Raw genomic sequence first — 22,731 nt, 5'->3', positions numbered from 1 at the left:
TTATCTTATCAATGTTTTTCTGAAATTAAATTAGAATCATTATTTATTTTGATACAAAACAGGGTTTAATTCTTCATCGTTGTACATCTTCATTTGTTTATAAACCTTCATGTACTTATCTCCTTTTTCAATATCTTCGATCAATTGACTTATTGAAATAAACATATCTTTCTTTTGCTCTAAAAGAATACTTAATTTTTCTTGACATTTTGCCCTATGCTCTTTTGTAGCTGTTAATCGAGTAGCCTCTTCATTCATGTGATAAATCTTAAGAGCCAAAATAGATAATCTATCAATAGCCCAAGCTGGACTTTCTGTATTAATTCGGGCATCTACTTTTACTTGAACAGTTTCATATTTTTTAAGAAAATAACTATCTATGTATTCTACCATATCTGTACGCACTTGATTTGAAGCGTCAATTTTACGTTTCAAATCTAAAGCTGCTATAGGATCAATTTGAGGATCACGAATAATATCCTCATAATGCCATTGAACGGTATCTACCCAATTTTTTGCATATAACAAATGTTCTATAGAACCTTTCTCATAAGGATTTGTAATTTCTTGATAAACATTGTCTTTTATATGATACTCTTGAATACTTCTTTCGAATATAGGAAAAGCAAATTCTGCGAACATAGGTACGTTATTAAAATGTTCCACAAAATTATGTATTTTTACGAAATTAATTCATCTTATATGAACCTTAATTTTTTATTTAATAGTGGAAAAAATCCTAAATGGAAATACTATTTCATTAATATTGTCCTAAATTTCTTGCCAAAATTTATATTTAGAAGTCAATATCCTAAATTAATTGTAAATTTTAATAGAAGACCAGACAAAGATTATATACTCGAAAGAGTAAACTATTATAACAAATTAAATAAAAACACCAGCTTACCTTCAAACGCTAAGCAACTAAAAGATAACAAAATAGAAAAAGCAGGATCTGTATACTATTACGATACAGAGTTTATAACAAGATATTTTAATCCTAGTCTAAAGTTCTTTAGTTGTTATGGAGATATAACGCACATTCCTAATGAACCTTCTATACTAAAAAGTAGACCTATTTTAGGAAATAATCAAAATAGTATATTATTAAATCTTGATAAGGTAAGACATTTGATAAAAAAATCAATAAAATAATATTTAGAGGCAAAATAATAGGTAAGCAACAAAGAATAGATTTTATGAACAAATTCTTTGGAAATCCTTTGTTTGATCTTGGAGATGTTTCAAAAAGCGTAACAAAGAAAGAATGGAAAGTTCCTAAAAAAACATTGTGGGAACATCTAGATTACAAATTTATTATGGCATTAGAAGGTAATGATGTAGCTAGTAATTTAAAATGGGTTATGTCATCTAATTCAATTGCTGTAATGCCCAAGCCTACATACGAAACATGGTTTATGGAAGGAAAATTAATACCTGACTTTCATTATATAGAAGTTAATGCTGATTTTTCTAATTTGGAAGAAAAAATAAATTACTATATAGAAAATCCTTCGGAAGCAATCCAAATTATTAAAAATGCAAACACATACTGCAAACAATTCTATGATTCAAAAAGAGAAAAATTAATAGGATTGCTTGTCATGAAAAAATATTTTGAAAAAACCAATCAAATTTAATCTATGAAAATACATCATATCTCTGAAAACAATAGTATTTTAAATCATTTCTTAATTGAAATAAGAGATACAAACATACAAAAGGATCGTATGCGTTTTAGAAAAAACATAGAACGCATTGGTGAAATCATGTCCTACGAAATAAGTAAAACATTGTATTACGAAAATGTAGAGGTAAAAACACCTCTTGGAATAAAACATACTACAAAATTAGCTAACGCTATCGTTTTATGCTCTATCTTGCGTGCAGGACTTGCCCTACATCAAGGTTTTATGAACTACTTTGATGAGGCTGAAAACGGCTTTATATCAGCTTATAGACACCATTATAATCATGATGACCACTTTGAAATATTAGTAGAATACCAAGCTAGTCCTTCTCTTGAAGACAAAAGCCTTATTCTTATAGATCCCATGCTAGCAACAGGACAATCTATAGTTGCAGTACTAAACAAATTATGTTCAGAACACCAACCTAAAGAAATTCATATAGCTGTAGTCATTGCGGCTCCAGAAGGTATACAATACTTAGAAAATAACTTACCTAAAAACACACATTTATGGATTGCTTCTATAGATGAAAAATTAAACGAAAAGAACTATATAGTACCAGGTCTTGGCGATGCTGGTGATTTGGCATACGGTGAAAAACTATAATATTTGCAACAAATAAGTTACTAAACTAGCTAATGCTAAAAAAAGAACTATTCCTTCTTTTAACCAAATTTTCTTAATCTTTTCTAGGTAATTAGTCAACATAATAGCTACGGGTACAAAAGTATATATCAAGTAGCTATTATTTTTATTAGGCATTATAAAATAAACTACTAATGCTATTAAAAAAGCAAAAATAACTTTACGATAAGAAGATATTAAATGAGACATCTTACTTTGTAAAATAAACAACATGCTAACAAAAGCAATCAAAGAAACCACGACGTAAATTGCTACTGCTATATTTTGAAAAACATTGGTTAAATCTTTTATCGTAAAATCTATATAAATTTGTTTAGAATATAGTCTTAAAAAATCAGGATAAAAAGCTAAGGAAAACATCAGTCCAATAACTAAAACAGTGAAAAAAGCTATAAAAGGTATAAGCCAATTACGATAATCTCTTGATACATGCAGTATAATAGAAGAGAAAACGAGTAATAAAAACAATATACACCAAAAATTAATTAATGAAGCTAAAAAAATCCATAATGACGCATCAAAAATTTTTTCTTTGGGTGTGATCATGGAGTGCATAGAAATCAATCTTCGTAAAGCCAATAGTATAAAAGCATTAGAAAGAATTAATTTAAGATCTGACAATGTAGCTGGAAATAATATTAAGAAAATAAAAAATAATAAAAAGGTGTAACTGTTATCTTTGCTTAATCCGTTTTTCTTTGTAATAAAATTAGTAATTAACAAAGATCCTACTAACAGTAATAATACTACTATTTTTTGTCCAATCTCCATTACTGTTAGATCTGCTGGACTGATACTGAATTGGTAAAATAAAAAACAAACCACCAATAAAACGATCACTATTACATAATTTATTGGTCGAGATTTACTAAAAACACTTGTAATCATAAGTATATTTTATATTTTTGCTGTGTAAATATAATACATTCGTCATGATGAAATCAATTTTTGAAGCAATTCAATGGTTATTTGAAGCTGTTTTACTTGCTCCACACGACTTAATGCGCTCCGCGGAGTTAGAAAACTGGTGGGTTGCAAACCTTATTAACTGGGTATTATGGGCTATTATTTGTTATTATATTTGGTATTGGATTAAACAATTAAAAATATTCAAAGATAGTAACGAAGACCAACAAGATACGACCGCTCATTCGTTCTTAAAATAATAAAAAATGCCACAATTTTATTGTGGCATTTTTTATTTATTATTATTCAGCTATACAAAACTGCAAGATTTTTGCATTTGTTATAGTGTATTTAGATCCTTCCCTATATCTTTTCGAAAATACATTTTTTCAAAAGAAATTTTGGAAATACTATCGTATGACTTAGTCAAAGCTTCTGTAAAGGTTGTGCCGTAAGAGGAAATCGCCAGTACACGTCCTCCACTTGTTAATACAGTTTCATGTTCTTTTTTAGTTCCTGCGTGAAAAACAATAGAATCCTTTACATTTTCGATTCCGGATATTACTTTTCCTTTTTCATAATTTTCTGGATAACCTCCTGATGCAAGAATTATAGTAGTTGCTGCTCTTTCATCCGTTTCTAAAATAATTGAATCTAATTCTTCTTTTGCTAGTCCTTCAAATAATTCTACTAAATCTGATTTAATACGAAGCATTACTACTTCTGTTTCTGGATCTCCCATACGTACATTATATTCTATAACCATGGGCTCTCCTTTTACATTGATTAATCCAATAAATATAAATCCTTTATAATCAATCGCTTCTCTTTGCAAACCTTCAACCGTTGGTTTCACGATCCGGTTTTCTACCTTTTCCATAAAAACGGCATCAGCAAATGGAACTGGCGAAACCGCTCCCATACCTCCAGTATTTAAACCTGTATCTCCTTCACCTATACGTTTATAATCTTTAGCTGTAGGTAAAATTTTATATGATTTACCATCGGTTAAAACGAAACAACTTAACTCTATACCGTCTAAAAATTCTTCAACCACTACTTTTGAAGAAGCGTCTCCAAATTTAGCATCAACTAACATATTTCGTAATTCTTGTTGTGCCTCTGTCAAATCATTTAGTATTAAAACACCTTTACCTGCCGCTAAACCATCGGCTTTCAATACATAAGGTGCTTCCAAAGTGGTTAAAAATTCACATCCTTGCTCAACCGTATCTTTAGTAAAACTTTCATAACGAGCTGTTGGGATATTATTTTTTACCAAAAATTGTTTTGCAAATTCTTTACTTCCTTCTAACTGTGCACCTATTTTTGATGGACCTATTACAGGAATATTTTGTAATTCTAAATCGTTTTTAAAATAATCATAAATACCATTTACTAATGGGTCTTCTGGACCTACTACGATCATTTCAACTTTGTTTTCAATTACAAAATTCTTTACCTCATTAAAATCCAATGGATTAACAGAAACATTAGTTGCTATTTGCCCTGTTCCAGCATTTCCTGGGGCTACAAATAATTTTGTACATCTTGAACTTTGGAGCATTTTCCAAGCTAAAGCGTGCTCTCTTCCGCCTGAACCTAAAAGTAAAATTATCATCGTGTTGTGTTGTTGTTTTAAGTTGTAAAAATAGTCCGTTTAAAATTATTATGAAAACACTTGTTTTCTTATTTTTGGAAAAAAAGAAATATGTTTCGTTTTTTCGATTGGAGTTTAAAATTGAATGGTTTTCCTATAAAAGAAGCACAGGCGGAATTTGACGCTATCCTTACTCTTTCTAAAAAATCACCTATTGAATTTGTCGAAAAAAGAAAAAAAGAAATTCTAGAATATCACTTACGTAATAATAGTTATTACAAAAACTTCGTAGGCAATACACATATTGAGCATTGGGAAGATATTCCTCTAATGACCAAAAAAGATTTACAAAAACCGCTAAAAGAAAGACTCTCTAAAGGTTTTACTGAAAAAAATGTTTTCAAAAATAAAACTTCTGGTTCTAGTGGAGATCCTTTTATTTTTGCAAAGGATAAATACGCTCATGCTCTTACTTGGGCATCTATAATTTACCGATTTAGTTGGCATGGCATTAATTTTAATACAAGTTATCAAGCTAGGTTTTATGGTATTCCATTAGATTTTTCTGGATATGCTAAAGAGCGCATCAAAGATTTTCTAAGCAATCGGTATCGGTTTCCAATTTTTGATTTATCAGATACTGTATTAGAAAATATTTTGCAAAAATTTAAAAAAAAGAAATTTGATTATATCAATGGTTATACGAGTTCAATAGTTCTTTTTGGTAAATTTTTACAACGAAAAAATATAATTTTAAAAGAGGTATGTCCCTCTTTAACTGTTTGTATTGTAACTTCAGAAATGCTATTTAATGAGGATAAAAATTTAATAGAAAAACAATTTGGTATTCCTGTAATTAATGAATATGGTGCTTCGGAATTAGATTTAATTGCTTTTCAGGATGCAAATAGTACTTGGCATCTTAATAATGAAACATTATTTGTAGAAATAGTAGATGAAAAAGGTAAGACATTACCTTTTGGTCAAGAAGGGCGTATCGTAATTACTTCTCTCTATAACAAAGCACATCCTTTTATACGATATGATATAGGAGATATAGGGGTTATTGATGAAAAAAGTTCTCCTACAAGACCTTTACTAAAAAAATTAGTAGGACGAACTAATGATATAGCTATTCTACCAAGTGGTAAAAAATCACCTGGTCTTACTTTTTATTATGTTACAAAAAGCATCATAGAAGATGATGGAAATGTAAAAGAGTTTATTATTAAACAAACCAAACTCAATACGTTTGAAATTGATTACGTAAGTGAAAAAGAATTACGTTTAGAACAAATTCAGAAAATAAATCAGGCGATCAATTTATATTTAGAACCTGATTTAAATTTTATTTATAATCGAAAAAGTGTATTGTTAAGAAATAAGAGAGGAAAATTAAAACAATTTCAAAGTTATCTTTAATTTCTATATTTTAAAAAACCTCTAATAGTCCATTGAATCATATAATAAGTAGATTCTAAAAAAGATAATCTTTCAACCTCTCTATAAAATTGCCATTGATATTTTACCAATGCTTTTTTATTTCGAGATAGAGAATTTTGTCTAATTCTATAAATTGCCTTTGGTTCTTGAATACCATAGGCATAGGGTATCTCTTTTAAATATTTTAACCACAGTCCCATATCTTGTCTTTTCAAAATATCAGGCATTTGTTTTACGCCCAATACTTTTACATTTAAGAAAGCAGTCAAACAACTGATTGAATTTGTTTTTAATATATCTGTATAAGTAACTTTTTGTGGAACTATAAAATCAGAATAAACAAATTCTAAATTTTCATTTGCTCTCTTATATGACGAAAAAACAAAATTAATTCCTGTTTCTTGTATTGTTTTAACACTTGTTTCAATGAAAGAAGGAAACCAAATATCATCCGCATCTAAAAAAGTCATATAATCTCCTTTCACTAATTTTATTACTTCATTCCTTGCTTTTGATGCACCTGAATTTTTAGCTAATCTGGTTAAACTAATACGATTATCTTTATCCATAAAATTAAGAATGGTTTCGACTGTTTTATCCGAAGACCCATCATCTACAATCAACATTTCCCAATTTGTGTAGGTTTGAGATTGAACCGACCGTATGGTTTCTGCTATATATCGTTCAGAATTATACGTTGGCGTTATAATAGAAACTAATTTATCCATTTAGTACGCTTTTTCATCTCCTAAAATGAATTTTTTAAGAGTCACTAAAATAATTTTTATATCAAGCAAAAGGGTCCAATTTTCAATATAAAACAAATCAAATTTTAATCGGTCTTCTACGTCTTGATCTGTATGAATTTCCCCTCGACATCCTTTTATTTGGGCGAGACCTGTAACACCTGGTTTGATATAATGACGCTCCATAAATTTATCAAAACGCTTAGCATAATCCTCATTAACACTCAGCATTTGAGGACGAGGTCCCACTACTGACATATCTCCTAATAAAACATTAATAAACTGAGGCATTTCATCTATACTTGATTTTCTTAAAAACTTACCAAATGAGGTAACGCGCTGATCTCCCTTAGATGCTAATTGTATATTTGCCGTTTTATTAATTTTCATTGAACGAAATTTAAAACAATAAAAACTCTCATTATTAATTCCGTGTCTTTCTTGTTTAAAAAAAACAGATCCTTTAGAATCAATTTTAATTAAAAGTGCAATTAAAGGAATAAGCCAAGAAAGTACGAAAAGGATAACTAAAGTTGAAAAAAGGACATCAAACAAACGTTTTACCCAATGATTAAACCATAATTCTAAAGGTGTTTTTCTAATTGAGATCAAAGGAATATACCCGTAATAATCTAAAGACATATTATGGGAAAGTGTAGAATTATCGGGTATTAATTTTACTGTTTTAAAATGGTTATGTGCACAGGCAATTACATCGTTTGAGTATTCTTTTGAAACGCTATTCAAATCACAGTAAATTTCATCTATTGATTGTTCTTGAATTATTTTTTTTAATTCTAAAAAGGAAATGTTTTCGGATATCATTGAGTATAATCTATATCCAAGATCTTTATTTTCTTTAAAAAAGTTAGCTAATTCTATTGCTTTTTCTTTTTGACCTATAATGATTACTTTTCTATAATTACCTCCTAAAAATTGTCTATATTTTCTTAAAGCATAATAAATTCCGAATTTAAAAAAAATAACAAAAAAGGATAAACAAGAAAGGTATTTAAAAACCAATTGAGGTGTAATTCTTTTTTGTAAGATAAAAACAAGTGTAATGAATACCAGTGAAAATATGGATAATTGTTTAAGTGCTTTAAAAAGAATTTTAACAGGTGCAGTAAAACGAAATACCTCGTAAAATTCGGTAGAATTGGATGTAACTATCCAAATAATAAATAAACAAATGATTTCCTTTAAATTAAAAGTGAGAACAGGAAATAATAATAGCAGTAGCCAAACAATCAAAAGAAAGTCGACTAAATAAGAAATAGGTCTAATATATTTTGAGTATCTACCTACTGCCATTTATTAACGGATATAATCTTTAAAATCTTTATGTTCTTCTTTTAATAATTCTTCTTTAGGAAGTGATTTAAAATATTCATACGTCAATTTCATACCTTGACTACGAGATACCTTAGCTTCCCATCCTAAAATTTCTTTTGCTTTCGTTGTATCGGGCTGACGTTGTAAAGGATCATTTTCTGGAAGCGGTTGGTATACAATTTTCTGATCTGTTCCTGTCAGCTTAATAATTTCTTCTGCAAAATCTTTAATTGTAATTTCATCAGAATTACCAATATTTACAGGATAAGGATAGTCTGACAGCAATAACCGATAAATTCCTTCTATTTGATCATCTACGTAGCAAAAAGAACGTGTTTGATTACCATCACCAAAAATAGTTAAATCTTCACCTCTCAACGCTTGACCAATAAAAGCGGGAATTACACGACCATCGTTTAAACGCATTCTAGGTCCATACGTATTAAAAATTCGTACAATGCGCGTTTCTAATCCATGAAAACGATGATATGCCATAGTAATAGATTCTTGAAAGCGTTTCGCTTCATCATACACTCCTCTAGGTCCTATAGTATTTACATTACCAAAATAGTCTTCTGTTTGAGGATGAACTAACGGATCGCCATAGACTTCTGAAGTTGAAGCAATCAAGATACGTGCCTTTTTTACTCGAGCTAATCCTAATAAATTATGAGTTCCTAAAGAACCTACTTTTAAGGTTTGAATAGGAATTTTTAAATAATCAATTGGCGATGCTGGAGAGGCAAAATGAAGAATGTAATCTAATTCTCCTGGAACATGTACAAACTTTGAAACGTCGTGATGGTAAAAGTCAAAATTTTCAAGTTTAAATAAATGTTGGATATTTTTTAAATCTCCTGTAATCAGATTATCCATACCTATAACATGGTAACCTTCTTTGATAAAACGATCACATAAATGAGATCCTAAAAATCCTGCAGCTCCGGTTATAAGAATTTTTTTCATTGTAATTTTGTTTGCGCTAATGCTTCTTTCCAATCTTTAATAGTAATTTTAAAATTAGTTTTAATTTTTGTTTTATCCAACACACTATATTTAGGCCTTTTAGCGGGCGTTGGGTAAGCTTCTGTTGGTATTGGATTTACTTTTATAGATATTGAATTTTGTTTAAAAATTTCTACTGCAAAATCAAACCAAGAACAGACCCCTTCATTACTAAAATTATAGATACCAAATGAATTATGGGTGGTAGATTGTTGCTCTAAAATTTTTAAAATTGCATTTGCTAAATCCACAGCATTCGTTGGTGTTCCAATTTGATCTGCCACTACATTTAGTTCCTCACGTCCTTGAGCCAATCGGAGCATCGTTTTCATAAAATTATTTCCGAACTGAGAATACACCCAAGAAGTCCTGATAATAAAACACTTGGTACAATTGGTCATTACCTCATTTTCTCCTTCTAACTTGGTTTGCCCATATACTCCTAAGGGATTGGTCTGATCTGTTTCAAAATAAGGTTCTTTATTTGAACCATTAAAAACAAAGTCAGTTGACACGTGAACTAATGTTGCATTTACTTTTTCACAAGCAATTGCTAAGTTTTTAGGACCAATGACATTAACTAAATATGCTTTTTCTTGATCTGATTCTGCTTTATCTACAGCTGTATAAGCAGCTGTGTTTATACAGAAATCTATTTTATTATTATCAAAAAAAGTATTTACTTGATCTTGATTTGTAATATCTAAATCTTGTGAGCTAGCAAAAATAAATTGCATCTCAGCGTACTGAGATGCAATAAATTGTAATGACTGGCCTAGTTGTCCTGAAGCTCCTGTTACTAAAACTACCATACTTTTCGAGCATTTTCTAGAGTTGGTAATATTTTATCTTTTCCAGATATAATCAACTCTGATTCAGGTATACCCCAATCAATTGCTACAGTTGGATCGTTATAAATGAGTCCTCCTTCACTTTCTTTGTTATAAAAATTATCACATTTATAAAAAAAGGAGGCCTTATTACTCAATACAATAAACCCGTGAGCAAATCCTCTTGGAATATAAAACTGTTTTTTATTTTCAGCCGTTAATAAGATACTATAAGATTGACCATACGTATCGGAATCGGGACGTAAATCTACAGCTACATCTAATACTTCACCTTCTAGTACTCGTACTAATTTAGCTTGAGCATATTCTCCACATTGGTAATGTAAACCTCTCAAAACCCCTTTTGAAGAATACGATTGATTGTCTTGTACAAAATTTACTTCTTTCCCTATTCCTTCATTAAAAGTGTTTTGATTAAAACTTTCCATGAAATAACCTCGTTCATCATGAATAACTTTAGGTTCTAATACAAAACAACCTCTTAGTTTGGTCTCTATAAAATTCATTATTAGAATATCTTTATTGTTTTATTTTCGTTAATTTTTAATATAAGAATTCCTTCTTTATCAACTACATCTATAACTAATTCATTTGCATTCATGTTGTATTTAGAAAATATTAATTTACCATTAATAGTGTATAATTCCACATTTCTCATATCTTTTGATTCGATCTTTAATTTTCCTTCTGATCTAACAATATTAATATTATCTTCTGAAGATAAACCTTTATTTAATCTTGCTGTTATAGGACCAGGACTTGAATAAGCATATTCAAATGTTTTACCACTTTCATTTGTTTTTATGATTTGAATATTATTATCAAACAAAGATCTTGAATTTTTAGTAATAGACAATTTTATATTTTGGAAAGTTGCGTTTTCACCGTATGGATTTGAAACATAAAATTTACTAGCATTATTATTTATTATTATCATACATGGATTATCTACTTTAACAACTAATCCACCTGACAAATTTAAGGTATATGGTTTAAAAAAAGCAATATAATATTGAGAAGTAGCAGAATCATATACGGCATGACAAGATTCATTTTGAGATTCAATTTTTAAATTGTTTTTTGCTTTTGCTGCTTCACTTACAATATTAGAATCAGTTACATTCGGCATTAATAAATACGCATAGTTTATTTTACTAGGATTAACACCATGATTTATATACATTTTAAAAAGATCATTTTCAGTAGAAATGGTATATGTATTACTATCAAAAGGTACGTAACCAATACCAGAAGATAAGACAAATGTATTGGCATTTTTTGTCATATTAGTATTAGCATTTAACTGAAAACGAGTGCCATTTTGAAAATATGACAATTTAGAAGCGTCTAAATTTGTTTGGTTAAGCGTTGTATATACATCCGAAGTTCCATTCGTTTGAGATATTTCTGAACCTAATGCAAGTACTAGATTTCCTATAAAAAACCATGATTTATTAGCGGTTATGCCTTGTTTATCATAGATCATAGCTGATGCTCCATTTTTCCCATCAGATACTCCTCCTGCAAAATCATTGTTGTTTTTACCCTCTTTTCCCCAATTAGGTACAGGTAATGTTATTGTGTTTTGTTCAACAGTTGTTCCTGGAAATTGTCTTGGGTTAAATTTAGAAAAATATGTTCCATTGTATTCATTTCCTGTATGAATTGTGTAATTCACTCCTGCCCCTGCATAATAGTTATAATTCCCTGAATTATTACCTGCTTCAGCACCTACTGTTCTAGTTGAAGTCATTCTAACTGTAGATAAGAAATTTGATCTTTTATGTGCCATATAATCTCCTCTCCAAAACATTTTATTTCCTTCTAAATCCTTTTTTTGTCCTGACATTCTATCATGGGCATCTTGTAATGCGGATTTATTAGCTGTATTTAAGGCAACCATTTTAGTTACAATATTTTTTAGATCATCCATGTACTCGAAAGTATTATTATATCTTCCTGTTGGGTTAGGATCGTAATTTCCTGCATGAAAAAGGTATTGAACATGATCAATTACCATTTTTTCTAAATTAACTAACGTTTGAACATTGTATTGTGTTCCTTTTGTAAATACGAAGTAATCAAGTACTGACTTTAAATATTCTTTTCCATATCCAAAAGTGTATATCTGTCTACCGTTACCACTGTGGCTATAAAATCCATAATCTTTTTCAATACCTTCTCCTCCTTCTTGAATAGATGTTAATCTCTTCATCAAATCACTAAATTGTTTTAGTAAATTTGCATCTTTTTCTGCTACTGCTGCAACAAATGCCCCTATGGTTTTATCTGCACCATTAGCTCCTTCCATGTGGTCTTGTTGTAAATAAGCCCATTCTTGATAATCAATAATTTTTCTATAAAGAGTTGGATTTTTGGTTTTGATTTCTTCAATTACAAAAACAAGTCCTTTATTCATCTCTTTAGGATATGCAATATGTCTATACCACCAGTTTGAAGGTGTATGATTTGTTGTAATCCAAAATTCTATAGATTTAACATAATCGTTATAAACGGATTGATCTTGATAATATGTATTACTTGAATTTGAATACGCTTGGGCTAAACGAGACATTTTACTAAGATGACTTCTTAAATCTTTGTCTTTTATTGTGTAATCAATACCTGTAAAAGACCCGTCTACTTTCAAACTCTTTCTAATATCATCAATATTCTTTTTATTTGGATTTTGAGTGTATTCACTTTTAATATTGTCTAGCATTTTATCAAAATCGGTGGTGTTCTGTGCATTAATTCCTAATGCAAACAGAAAAAATAGAAAAATTGTTTGTCTCATAATTTTGTGAATTATAAAAACAGCCCTATATAAGTGCTTGTTTTTAATTTATTATTATTTGATTTATTTGTGTACTACAATATGTACAATAAGGAATACATATTGTAGTACTTTTATTTTTTTAAAAGTTTTTTAATGGAAATCATTCATTTAAAATAAGAAGTCATTTTAATTTTTTATGAATGATTTTTGATTCCATTAATTATTGTTTAGTGTACAGTTTAAGTAAAAGCAAAGATGTATTTTAACTGAATATTTGCTCTAAGATTTTTATTGTAATTAAATAGGTGGGTTTTACACCTGTAGTTCCTAATCCTCCTGAAGCCAGTGTGCTTCCTGTTTCTAACGGATTATCTGATGCGTAGTACGCATAACGTACTTTTACATTAGGATTGATGCTTTTACGTATTTTGGAAGCTGATTGAATAGCTTTTTGATAATACGCTCCTTCCATTTCTAAACCTATAGCTGCCCAAGTAGATTCGTGGAAGAATTTAAGCAAATCTCTATTTTGTAAAGAAGTTCCTAAAACAGTTATCATAGGACCTTCGTAAACTGGAATATCGTTTCCTTCAAATAGTTCTTTTGTTAGTTCATTTTCAAAAGGATAATTATCTGCTGTACCTTCATTAACGTGCGAGTTAGGAATCATAATATCACCTTTACCTCCTTCTAGAATCCCTGCTTTACCCATAATAGAAACAGATTCTACGTTCAGGAATATTTTTCCTTTTTCTGTTTTATAAGGTTTTAATAATTCATCAATTGTTTCAAAGGCTTGTTCTCCAAAGGCGTAATCCATTACGATTAGAACAGGGGCTTGAGTCGTAGTATTTGTTAGAGGGAAAGCTGTTTTTTTCCAATCAAACTTAGCTGTATCAAAAATCTGAACATCAATATTAGTTCCTGATGTATCGGGTATTGAAATCATACCATTTTGTAAAGCAAAGTCCTCTACTTTTTTACGCAGTTCTTTATTACCAGATGCTGATAAGTCTTCATAAATTTGGTATTCTCCTTTTCCTTTGTATTTAGAGGCTAAAACATAAGGTGCAAATACTGAATTCATTACGCTGTGCATATTAGCACTAATAATATGAATAGGTCTTTCTAATAATTTATTATCTGCTAAGGTTTTTTTGATATTAGTTGCCCATATATCTCCATAAATATGGTGTCCTAAACGTTCTCTTAAAATTGGGCTGAAAGTAATTGTACGTTTATTATTGTCAACTACTTCTTCTATTGCTAATTTTCCTAACCAATAAATTACATGTAAGAAACGATCTGGTTGTGATGCGTTTCCAAAAGAGTCATAGATACTGTTTACTTCTGCAAAAGTTCTCCCTAATACATTCGCAGCATGTGAAATAGCTTTTTCACGTTCTATTAATGTTAATTTTTTTGTTTGTAATGCAGCTTGTTCTAATTTTTGCCAATCACGTGAAACTCTTCCTTCATCACTAATTAATACACGATCTTTAATTTTGTGTGATTCGATAAAAATAAAAGTCAAGTGTGTTAAAATATCATAGATATCCGAACGTCCTCTTGTAATTTCTACATTCATTTGTTCGTCATCAATTCGATAACAATTTCTACGACGTTTAGGAGGAACAATTGGTTGAAAATGCGAATTAGAATACCCTTCATCGGAAGTTAGGTTGATATAACGACATTCTTCAATTCCTACTGGCAAACGTTCAATTACATACAACAAGCCGTTTAATTCTACTTTTTCTTCTGCAATGGAACCATAAATTTCTGGACGAAGTTCTAATAAAGCTTCGCGTAAAGTATCCCCTGAAACGCCCATTGGTTTATAAAAACCTCTGTTAAACAAATGTCTCATGGTAATGTACAGTCGTTCGATAGCCGCCGACGACTCTTGCGCTCTGGAGCGCGAAATGTTCTTGATTTCTATCATCATTTATATTTTTCTAACCTGCGAATGTACGATTTTATTCGGCAATTTATAATAAAAACAGATAAGAATCAAAGTACTTCCCAATATTGTATTTATTTTAACACTTTGAGAAAATAAAAAAACCCTTGAATAACATAATAATTACTTCAAGGGTTTCACTTTTATTAAAATAGTTTAAACTACCAAATTTTTATTCTATTTTCAGGTTTAACAAAGAGTTTATCTCCTTCTTTAATATTAAAAGCTTGGTAAAAAGCGTCTACGTTTGTAAGTGGTATATAGGCACGATAGATTCCTGGAGAGTGTGGATCTGTTTTTACTTGATTTTTAATTGCTTCATCTCTCATTTTGGAACGCCATATAGTTGCCCATGAAATAAAGAAACGTTGTTCTGGCGTAAAACCATCAATTGTAGCAGGTCTACCATTTTTACTTAAGAATAATTGTAATCCATCATAAGCTGCATTAACCCCCCCTAGATCGCCAATGTTTTCACCTAGAGTAAACTTTCCATCAACAAAAATACCTGGTAGTGGTTGTAAAGCGCTGTATTGTGATGCTAAGGCATTTCCTAAGCCTGTAAATTGTTTTAAATCTTCATCTGTCCACCAGTTTTTTAAATTTCCATCAGCGTCATAACGAGAACCTGAATCGTCAAAACCATGTGAAATTTCATGTCCTATTACGGCTCCTATTCCACCGTAATTTACTGCTTCATCTGCTTTATAGTCATAAAATGGCGGTTGTAAGATAGCAGCCGGGAATACAATTTCATTATAGGTAGGGTTAAAATACGCATTAACTGTTTGCGGAGACATACCCCATTCTGTTTTATCAACAGGTTTATTTAATTTTTCTATATCATCTTGATAGGCCCATTTTGCAACATTTTTCATGTTTTCAAAATAATTTCCACCAGCTTCCTTCGCTACAATTTCTAGTTTAGAATAATCTTTCCAGTTGTCAGGGTATCCGATTTTAATGGTTGACTTACGTAATTTATCAATCGCTCCTTTACGTGTTTCTGGAGTCATCCAAGGAAGTTTATTTATACGATTTTCAAAAGCTAGAAATACATTTTCAATCATTGCTTTTGCTTTTGCTTTTGCTTCTGCTGGGAATTTTTTTTCAACATATAATTTTCCCAATGCCTCACCTACAGTGGCATTTACAACTTGTAAAGCTCTTTCTTCACGGGGTCTTTGTTTTAAAGCACCTTGTAAGGTTTTACTGTAAAAATCCCAGTTTGCTTTTTCTATTTCAGTAGTCAATTCATTTGATGATTCATCTAATAAAATCCAACGTAAATAAGCTTTCCAATCCTCTATTTTATTAGCTTTAAAAATAGTTTCTAAAGCTTCCATGTATTTAGGCTGCGAAACAATAACTTGTTCTATTTTACCAAGTCCTATTCCTTGTAAATAAGCATCCCAATTTACTGATGGTGTTAATTTTTGTAAATCAGCAACAGTCATTGGGTTATATGTATTTCTTCTATCACGACGCTGTACTCTATCTAATCTAGGTCTAGCCATTTCTATTTCTAGAGCTAAAATTTTCTCTGCGTTTTGTTTTGCTAGTTCTGGTTTTTCGCCTAAAAATTGTAACATACGTGTTACGTGTAAAACATATTTTTCACGTTTTTCTTTAGAATCTTTATCATCTGAGATATAATAATCACGATCTGGCAGACCTAAACTACCTAAACTAATGTAAACTACATTTTTATTAGAATCTTTAGCATCGGGACCAACACCTGCATTATAAAATCCTATACCTCCTTCTGGGGTTAATTCTGTAATTAATTTATTAAGGTCTTGTACATTTTTAATAGCATTAATTTTTGCTAAATAAGGCTGCAAAGGCTTGATACCTCTTTTATTTCTTGTGATGGTATCCATATAGGTTTTATAAACATTTACTGCCTTTCCTTGATCTGATTTTGCATCTAAATTTTTAGATATAGCTTCTTTAAGAATTGCTAAAGCATCTTTATCTGTGTTAAAACGCAACTCATCAAAACTTCCCCAACGTGTTTTATCTGCGGGAATTTCTGTTTTATCATACCAAGCTCCGTTTACATAACGAAAGAAATCATCTCCTGGCTTTACATTCTTATCCATGTAATTAAGGTTAATTCCTGGTTTTTCTTGAGCTATAACACTTATCGAAATAAACGATAATAGTGTCATAACACGCCATACAGTTCTTCTCATTTTTTTGTTTTCTTCTATAATTATTTAATGCCTATTAGTATACTTTATAGTTTTTTGTTACAAAATACATTCAAAAAACGATTTGATTATGTTCTAAAAAATTAAATTAAGTAAAGATTTAGTATTTACTCCTTAAATTAGGTTTTATACCTTTGTACAAAGTTAAGTTATGATTGAAAGAATAAAAAAATATCGCGTTTTTATAATCACATTAAGTGTGATTTCTATATTGTGTATTTCACTTTTTTATATGGTTTTAAAACCTAAGAAAACATTACCTATTTACACCCCTTCAATGGTTAATCCAGAATTAGTAGATACTACCGTACAACACATTGCTAATAAACATTTAATTCCTGATTTTACTTTTATCAATCAAGATGGAAAAATTGTAACTCAAAAAGATTATGAGGGCAAGATTTATGTAGCTGATTTCTTCTTTACGAGTTGTCAAACTATATGTCCTTTGATGACAAATAATATGTCGTGGTTACAAGAACAAATTAAAAATAATCCTAAAGTTATGCTTCTTTCTCATTCTGTAACACCTGATATAGACAGTGTTCCTGTTTTAAAAAAATACGCTTTGGAAAAAGGTGCTATTAGTGGAAAATGGAATTTGGTAACAGGTAATAAAAAAGATATCTATTATATTGCTAGAAAATCCTATTTAGCGGTTAAAACAGGCAAGCCAGAAGAGCTTTATGATATGGTACATACAGAAAACTTTATTTTAATAGATCAAAAAAAACGAGTAAGAGGTTTTTATGATGGCACCAAAAGAGAAGAAGTAGAAAAATTATTAAAAGATATAGAATTTTTATGTACTGACGAAAAAAAATAGTAATTTAACCAGCCCCCAAATTATAAACTATGAACAAAACATTAAATGGAGTAATGAACTTACTCCTACTTTTTAGTTTTTTAACAAAAGCGCAAAGTAATCAACGTGTAGAAAATGATTTATTTTGTGAAAATCCTGCCACTGTTAAGATATTAGATTTATCTAATAAACAAATGACCAAAATTCCACCCGAAATTGGTAATTTCGTGAATGTAGAAAAATTATATTTAAAAAATAATACCATTGTTTCTCTACCAATTGAAATAACAAATCTGACTAAATTAAAAGAAATTTACTTAACTAATAATCTTATTCAACGCTTTCCTATCGAAATTTGCAAATTAGCTTGTCTAGAAAAACTAGAATTAAACAAGAATAAAATGGAATATATTTCACCATCCGTTGCCAAATTAAGTAAATTAAAGAAATTAGATATTAGTGGTAATAAAATTTCTGACTTACCCATAGAAATGGCTGGTATGATTAATCTTACAGAATTAAATTTTTCTAATAATACTATTAAAACTTTTTTTCCAGGTATTGAAAATTTGAGAAATTTAAAAATCCTAAACGCAGAAAAAAATAAAATAGAAGTTTTTCCTACAGAAATAGGTTTATTAACAAATCTTACAACACTTCTTTTAAATCAGAATAAAATAACTGTATTACCCGAAGAGATTGGCAACTTATCTAAATTAAGTTATTTGAATTTAGAAAAAAATATGATTAAAAAAATACCTGCTTCAATTGGTAAATGTATCACAATATCGTATCTAGATTTAGATGAAAATCAGTTACGCACACTGCCTGAAGAATTAAATCAATTATCCTTATTAAAAGAAATTTATTTAGGTACTAATCCTTGGTCTTCTTTTCCAGAATCATTAAAACCTTTGCTAGAAAAAATGCTCTATGGACAATCAGACGAAGTAAAAAAAATAGTAACTCAAAAAAAACCTACAGCCGACTAAATATCGGCTGTTTTATATAAATTAGTATATTTACCTTTCAAAAACATATATAATGGACTTTTTATACCAAGATCCGTATCCTATTTTAAAAGATGATACGCAATATAAAAAACTGACTTCTGATTACGTAAATGTAGAACAATTAGGAGATCGTGAAATCCTTAATATAGATCCTAAAGGGTTAGAATTATTAGCTGAAGAGGCCATGAAAGATGTTTCTTTTATGCTCCGCTCTTCTCATTTAGAAAAACTTCGCAAAATAATTGATGACCCAGAAGCAACTGATAATGATCGTTTTGTAGCTTACAACCTATTACAAAATGCTATTGTTGCGGCAGAAGGTGAGCTCCCTTCTTGTCAAGATACAGGAACTGCTATTGTAATGGCCAAAAAAGGCGAAAATATATTTACTGGTTCAGATGATGCTGAGTGGCTATCAAAAGGTATTTTTAATACCTATCAAAATAAGAATTTGCGTTATTCTCAAATTGTACCAATTTCAATGTTTGAGGAAAAAAACTCAGGTTCTAATTTACCCGCTCAAATTGATATTTACGCAAAGAAAGGAAGTTCATACGAATTTTTATTTCTAGCAAAAGGTGGTGGTTCCGCAAACAAAACCTTCTTATATCAAAAAACAAAATCGCTTTTGAATGACAAATCAATGGACGAATTCATTCGCGAAAAAATTATGGATTTAGGAACAGCAGCCTGTCCTCCTTATCATCTAGCCATTGTAATTGGAGGAACTTCAGCTGAGGCTAATTTAGCAGCTGTTAAAAAGGCTTCAGCAGGTTATTATGACAACTTACCTACTTCAGGTAATATGTCAGGTCAAGCTTTTCGTGATTTAGAATGGGAAGTTAAAATTCAAAAAATTTGTCAAGAGAGTGCTATAGGTGCTCAATTTGGAGGCAAATATCTAGCACACGATGTACGAGTAATTCGTTTGCCTCGTCATGCAGCTTCTTGTCCCGTTGGCATGGGAGTTTCTTGTTCAGCAGATCGAAACATTAAAGGAAAGATAACAAAAGAAGGCATTTTCTTAGAACAATTAGAAACCAATCCAAAACGCTTCTTACCCGAAACAGCTCCTCACTTAGAAGAACCTGTAATCATAGACTTAAATCGCCCAATGAAAGAAGTCTTAGCAGAATTATCTAAATACCCTATTAAAACTCGTTTAAAATTAAATGGTACTCTAATTGTAGCACGCGATATTGCACATGCTAAGATCAAAGAACTATTAGATGCTGGCAAACCAATGCCTGAATATTTTAAAAATCACCCAATATATTATGCAGGCCCCGCTAAAACTCCACAAGGAATGCCTTCTGGTAGTTTTGGTCCTACTACTGCAGGTCGTATGGATGTATATGTAGATGAGTTCCAAGCAGCAGGTGGTAGCATGATTATGTTAGCAAAAGGTAATCGTAGCAAGGATGTAACAAATGCTTGTCATAAATACGGAGGCTTTTATTTAGGTTCAATAGGTGGTCCTGCTGCTATTTTAGCTAAAGAAAATATTCTTTCTGTAGAAATAGTTGATTTTGAAGAATTAGGAATGGAGGCTGTTAGAAAAATTGAAATAAAAGATTTCCCAGCTTTTATTATTACAGATGACAAAGGAAATGACTTTTTTGCAAATCTATAAAGAAAAATAGACTTGACTATTTTTTAATATTTAGCGAGCTTATTTTTATGTAAATTGGCTCGCTAAACTTTTTTAATAAATGAAAAAAATAACTTTCCTATTTTTATTGTTGTCTTCTTTTAGCTTTTCTCAAAATTACGAGAAACATAAAACAGAAGAAATAGCTCTCTCTGAAATGAAAGCAGCAACAAAAAAAATGAATCTAAAGATAAATCCTAATACTCAAAATTATGATTTAATCTATGGAAAATTAGAATTTAACGTTGATCCTAACATTTACAATATTAATGGTAAAGTAACTCTAACCTTTAAGGCTTTAGAAGACATAAAAACTGTTACTTTTGAACTCTCTAAACCTTTAATTGTATCCTCTGTAAAGAAAGGAAATACTGATTTACAATTTATCCATAACATAAATGGAGAACTCATAATTACACTTCCTTCTATTATTACTATTGGAAATGAAGAAACAATTGAAATAAATTACGCGGGTCTTCCTTCTTTTCAAAACAATGCTTTTACGGCTTCTAAACACAATGGTACCCCTATTATATATACACTTTCAGAACCTTATGGATCAGCTGATTGGTGGCCATGCAAACAGGATTTAAATGATAAATTAGAACATATTGATGTATATATAACAGCACCTTCACAATATACTAGCGTTTCAAATGGTATTCAAGTATCCAGAATTATTAACGGTCCAAATGCTACTACTCATTTCCGTCATAATTATCCTATTGCAGCCTATTTAGTTGCCTTTGCGGTAACCAATTATTCTATTAAAAATACAGGAACAGCAGGAGGCAATAACACTCCTCCTACCCCTACTTTTCCAATAATAGATTACATATATCCTGAATTTGATAATATAAATACATCTCATTCATTAGCAAACACAATACCTATTATAAATTTCTTGGAAACAAAGTTAGGCTCCTATCCTTTTCATAATGAAAAATATGGCCACGCACAATTTAACTGGTCAGGAGGAATGGAGCATACCACCATTTCATTTATGGAAAGTTTTAACAGAAACTTAATAACTCATGAAATGGCACATCAATGGTTTGGTAACAAAGTAACCTGCGGCTCTTGGAAAGATATATGGTTAAATGAAGGATTAACTGAATACATCTCAGGTTGTGTAGTTGAAAATTTAGATGGTATTACAGATTTTAATGCGTGGAAATCTTCAAAAATTACTAGTATCACTTCTAATACAAAAGATAATTTATATTTATACGACTACCAATTAAGTGATGTAAACAGAATATTTAGTAACCAAATTACCTACAATAAAGGCTCTATGGTTTCTCACATGCTACGCTATATAATGGGAGATACTAATTTCTTTCAAGCATTACGCAATTATTTAAATGATCCTATATTAGCTTATAAATGTGCATTAACCCCTCAATTTCAAGCTCATTTAGAAGCAGTTCACGGTAGTAGTTTACAAGAATTTTTTAATGATTGGGTATATAAAGAAGGGTACCCTATTTACAACATAAAAGTACATAATTCAGAAACAAATCAAGCTACAATAAGAATTAATCAAATACAATCTATTACTGATAATTCCCAAATTGGGTATGTTTCTTATTTTGAAATGCCTGTACCTATAAGATTAATCCTAAATAATGGTAGTCATTTAGATTTAAAATTAAACAATACTTTCAATAATCAGCTCTATACTATAGATTTACCAATAGGAACCTCTGTTAGTAAAATACTTTTTGATCCAAATAATGATATTATTTCCAAAGGGAGTACTACCTCGTTATCAGACGAAAATTTTGAATTATCGACAAGTATAAATTTATTTCCAAATCCAAGTTACGATCAAATACAAATTGAATTACCTAATACAATTCAATTACAAAAAATTAAAATTTTAAACCATTTAGGACAAGAAGTACTAAAAACAAATGAAAAAAAAATAAACATTTATCATTTAAACAATGGGCTTTACCAAGTGCTAATAGAAACAACCCAAGGCAGGGCTCTTAAAAAACTCTTAAAAAAATAATACTCAACTAGATATTTTAAAAAAAGTAAGACGAAAGTCTTACTTTTGCTGTTATAGAAACACTA

20 protein-coding genes are annotated in these 22,731 nt (G+C 30.0%); 9 read left to right on the top strand and 11 right to left on the bottom strand.

Annotated elements, in window-relative coordinates:
• Window positions 1–39: 39 nt before the first annotated feature.
• Complete coding sequence (locus tag AWN65_RS00385; protein WP_060381340.1) at window positions 40–642, bottom strand: DUF4254 domain-containing protein; 603 nt, start codon at window positions 640–642, stop codon at window positions 40–42.
• Between the two features lie 30 nt (window positions 643–672).
• Here AWN65_RS00385 and AWN65_RS14970 point away from each other — a divergent pair, with 30 nt between their 5' ends.
• From AWN65_RS14970 to upp, 3 genes are read left to right on the top strand one after another with little or no spacing between them, the layout of a single operon-like run.
• On the top strand, window positions 673–1,155 hold the full coding sequence (locus AWN65_RS14970) for a hypothetical protein (protein ID WP_201025133.1): 483 nt from the start codon (window positions 673–675) through the stop codon (window positions 1,153–1,155).
• Window positions 1,143–1,640 (top strand): glycosyltransferase, encoded by a 498-nt coding sequence (locus tag AWN65_RS14965; protein WP_201025143.1) that lies wholly within the window; start codon window positions 1,143–1,145, stop codon window positions 1,638–1,640. Before AWN65_RS14970 ends, AWN65_RS14965 begins: the two co-directional genes overlap by 13 nt.
• Window positions 1,641–1,643: 3 nt before the next feature.
• Window positions 1,644–2,297, top strand: coding sequence for a uracil phosphoribosyltransferase (gene upp / locus AWN65_RS00375; RefSeq protein ID WP_060381339.1), 654 nt, complete (start codon window positions 1,644–1,646; stop codon window positions 2,295–2,297).
• On the opposite strand, the gene AWN65_RS00370 is transcribed toward upp, so the two are convergent.
• Window positions 2,292–3,224, bottom strand: coding sequence for a DUF6427 family protein (locus AWN65_RS00370; protein WP_060381338.1), 933 nt, complete (start codon window positions 3,222–3,224; stop codon window positions 2,292–2,294). The genes upp and AWN65_RS00370 overlap by 6 nt on opposite strands.
• Before the next feature lie 47 nt (window positions 3,225–3,271).
• On the opposite strand from AWN65_RS00370, the gene AWN65_RS00365 reads away from it, so the two are divergent.
• Entirely contained in the window at window positions 3,272–3,502 is a 231-nt protein-coding gene (locus AWN65_RS00365) for a DUF6341 family protein (RefSeq protein WP_060383787.1), read from the top strand.
• A gap of 80 nt (window positions 3,503–3,582) precedes the next feature.
• On the opposite strand, the gene purD is transcribed toward AWN65_RS00365, so the two are convergent.
• Window positions 3,583–4,863, bottom strand: a complete 1,281-nt coding sequence (gene purD / locus AWN65_RS00360; RefSeq protein WP_060381337.1) for a phosphoribosylamine--glycine ligase — start codon at window positions 4,861–4,863, stop codon at window positions 3,583–3,585.
• 90 nt (window positions 4,864–4,953) lie between these two features.
• Here purD and AWN65_RS00355 point away from each other — a divergent pair, with 90 nt between their 5' ends.
• A complete protein-coding gene (locus AWN65_RS00355) occupies window positions 4,954–6,264 on the top strand; it encodes a phenylacetate--CoA ligase family protein (RefSeq protein WP_060381336.1) in 1,311 nt (436 codons plus the stop codon).
• Here AWN65_RS00355 and AWN65_RS00350 read toward each other — a convergent pair.
• The 8 genes from AWN65_RS00350 to AWN65_RS00315 all read right to left on the bottom strand — a co-directional run bounded on the left by AWN65_RS00350 (window position 6,261) and on the right by AWN65_RS00315 (window position 17,138).
• Complete coding sequence (locus tag AWN65_RS00350) at window positions 6,261–7,013, bottom strand: glycosyltransferase family 2 protein (RefSeq protein WP_060381335.1); 753 nt, start codon at window positions 7,011–7,013, stop codon at window positions 6,261–6,263. The genes AWN65_RS00355 and AWN65_RS00350 overlap by 4 nt on opposite strands.
• A complete protein-coding gene (locus tag AWN65_RS00345; RefSeq protein WP_060381334.1) occupies window positions 7,014–8,345 on the bottom strand; it encodes an exopolysaccharide biosynthesis polyprenyl glycosylphosphotransferase in 1,332 nt (443 codons plus the stop codon).
• A gap of 3 nt (window positions 8,346–8,348) precedes the next feature.
• Window positions 8,349–9,332 (bottom strand): UDP-glucuronic acid decarboxylase family protein, encoded by a 984-nt coding sequence (locus AWN65_RS00340; protein WP_060381333.1) that lies wholly within the window; start codon window positions 9,330–9,332, stop codon window positions 8,349–8,351.
• Entirely contained in the window at window positions 9,329–10,183 is an 855-nt protein-coding gene (gene rfbD / locus AWN65_RS00335) for a dTDP-4-dehydrorhamnose reductase (protein ID WP_060381332.1), read from the bottom strand. The genes AWN65_RS00340 and rfbD overlap by 4 nt, the downstream gene beginning before the upstream one ends.
• Window positions 10,177–10,728, bottom strand: a complete 552-nt coding sequence (rfbC, locus tag AWN65_RS00330) for a dTDP-4-dehydrorhamnose 3,5-epimerase (RefSeq protein WP_060381331.1) — start codon at window positions 10,726–10,728, stop codon at window positions 10,177–10,179. The genes rfbD and rfbC overlap by 7 nt, the downstream gene beginning before the upstream one ends.
• 2 nt (window positions 10,729–10,730) lie before the next feature.
• A complete protein-coding gene (locus AWN65_RS00325) occupies window positions 10,731–13,019 on the bottom strand; it encodes a polysaccharide lyase 8 family protein (RefSeq protein ID WP_060381330.1) in 2,289 nt (762 codons plus the stop codon).
• A gap of 244 nt (window positions 13,020–13,263) precedes the next feature.
• A complete protein-coding gene (locus AWN65_RS00320) occupies window positions 13,264–14,946 on the bottom strand; it encodes a DUF6909 family protein (protein WP_060381329.1) in 1,683 nt (560 codons plus the stop codon).
• Between the two features lie 179 nt (window positions 14,947–15,125).
• Complete coding sequence (locus tag AWN65_RS00315; RefSeq protein ID WP_060383786.1) at window positions 15,126–17,138, bottom strand: M13 family metallopeptidase; 2,013 nt, start codon at window positions 17,136–17,138, stop codon at window positions 15,126–15,128.
• 193 nt (window positions 17,139–17,331) lie between these two features.
• On the opposite strand from AWN65_RS00315, the gene AWN65_RS00310 reads away from it, so the two are divergent.
• The 4 genes from AWN65_RS00310 to AWN65_RS00295 all read left to right on the top strand — a co-directional run bounded on the left by AWN65_RS00310 (window position 17,332) and on the right by AWN65_RS00295 (window position 22,666).
• The gene (locus tag AWN65_RS00310; RefSeq protein WP_060381328.1) at window positions 17,332–18,006 is read left to right on the top strand and encodes an SCO family protein; all 675 of its coding nucleotides are present in this window, start codon (window positions 17,332–17,334) and stop codon (window positions 18,004–18,006) included.
• 29 nt (window positions 18,007–18,035) lie between these two features.
• Complete coding sequence (locus AWN65_RS00305; protein ID WP_060381327.1) at window positions 18,036–18,977, top strand: leucine-rich repeat domain-containing protein; 942 nt, start codon at window positions 18,036–18,038, stop codon at window positions 18,975–18,977.
• A 52-nt stretch (window positions 18,978–19,029) separates the two neighbouring features.
• Complete coding sequence (locus AWN65_RS00300; RefSeq protein WP_060381326.1) at window positions 19,030–20,631, top strand: fumarate hydratase; 1,602 nt, start codon at window positions 19,030–19,032, stop codon at window positions 20,629–20,631.
• A 79-nt stretch (window positions 20,632–20,710) separates the two neighbouring features.
• Window positions 20,711–22,666 carry a M1 family aminopeptidase gene (locus AWN65_RS00295; protein WP_060381325.1) on the top strand — a complete coding sequence of 652 codons (1,956 nt, stop codon included), beginning with the start codon at window positions 20,711–20,713 and terminating at the stop codon, window positions 22,664–22,666.
• The last annotated feature ends 65 nt before the right edge of the window (window positions 22,667–22,731 follow it).

Source organism: Flavobacterium covae, assembly GCF_001534645.1.
In the GTDB taxonomy this organism is placed as follows: domain Bacteria; phylum Bacteroidota; class Bacteroidia; order Flavobacteriales; family Flavobacteriaceae; genus Flavobacterium; species Flavobacterium covae.
Note: the sequence above shows the minus strand (reverse complement) of the source record. Positions and strands in the feature narration are given on the sequence as shown.

What these genes read in the sequence shown, in the direction of transcription:
- AWN65_RS00385 (WP_060381340.1), bottom strand. Translation starts at nt 642, where the DNA reads ATGTTCGCAGAATTTGCTTTTCCTATATTCGAAAGAAGTATTCAAGAG.
- AWN65_RS14970 (WP_201025133.1), top strand. Translation starts at nt 673, where the DNA reads ATGTATTTTTACGAAATTAATTCATCTTATATGAACCTTAATTTTTTA.
- upp (WP_060381339.1), top strand. Translation starts at nt 1,644, where the DNA reads ATGAAAATACATCATATCTCTGAAAACAATAGTATTTTAAATCATTTC.
- AWN65_RS00370 (WP_060381338.1), bottom strand. Translation starts at nt 3,224, where the DNA reads ATGATTACAAGTGTTTTTAGTAAATCTCGACCAATAAATTATGTAATA.
- AWN65_RS00365 (WP_060383787.1), top strand. Translation starts at nt 3,272, where the DNA reads ATGAAATCAATTTTTGAAGCAATTCAATGGTTATTTGAAGCTGTTTTA.
- purD (WP_060381337.1), bottom strand. Translation starts at nt 4,863, where the DNA reads ATGATAATTTTACTTTTAGGTTCAGGCGGAAGAGAGCACGCTTTAGCT.
- AWN65_RS00355 (WP_060381336.1), top strand. Translation starts at nt 4,954, where the DNA reads ATGTTTCGTTTTTTCGATTGGAGTTTAAAATTGAATGGTTTTCCTATA.
- AWN65_RS00350 (WP_060381335.1), bottom strand. Translation starts at nt 7,013, where the DNA reads ATGGATAAATTAGTTTCTATTATAACGCCAACGTATAATTCTGAACGA.
- AWN65_RS00345 (WP_060381334.1), bottom strand. Translation starts at nt 8,345, where the DNA reads ATGGCAGTAGGTAGATACTCAAAATATATTAGACCTATTTCTTATTTA.
- AWN65_RS00340 (WP_060381333.1), bottom strand. Translation starts at nt 9,332, where the DNA reads ATGAAAAAAATTCTTATAACCGGAGCTGCAGGATTTTTAGGATCTCAT.
- rfbD (WP_060381332.1), bottom strand. Translation starts at nt 10,183, where the DNA reads ATGGTAGTTTTAGTAACAGGAGCTTCAGGACAACTAGGCCAGTCATTA.
- rfbC (WP_060381331.1), bottom strand. Translation starts at nt 10,728, where the DNA reads ATGAATTTTATAGAGACCAAACTAAGAGGTTGTTTTGTATTAGAACCT.
- AWN65_RS00325 (WP_060381330.1), bottom strand. Translation starts at nt 13,019, where the DNA reads ATGAGACAAACAATTTTTCTATTTTTTCTGTTTGCATTAGGAATTAAT.
- AWN65_RS00320 (WP_060381329.1), bottom strand. Translation starts at nt 14,946, where the DNA reads ATGATAGAAATCAAGAACATTTCGCGCTCCAGAGCGCAAGAGTCGTCG.
- AWN65_RS00315 (WP_060383786.1), bottom strand. Translation starts at nt 17,138, where the DNA reads ATGACACTATTATCGTTTATTTCGATAAGTGTTATAGCTCAAGAAAAA.
- AWN65_RS00310 (WP_060381328.1), top strand. Translation starts at nt 17,332, where the DNA reads ATGATTGAAAGAATAAAAAAATATCGCGTTTTTATAATCACATTAAGT.
- AWN65_RS00305 (WP_060381327.1), top strand. Translation starts at nt 18,036, where the DNA reads ATGAACAAAACATTAAATGGAGTAATGAACTTACTCCTACTTTTTAGT.
- AWN65_RS00300 (WP_060381326.1), top strand. Translation starts at nt 19,030, where the DNA reads ATGGACTTTTTATACCAAGATCCGTATCCTATTTTAAAAGATGATACG.
- AWN65_RS00295 (WP_060381325.1), top strand. Translation starts at nt 20,711, where the DNA reads ATGAAAAAAATAACTTTCCTATTTTTATTGTTGTCTTCTTTTAGCTTT.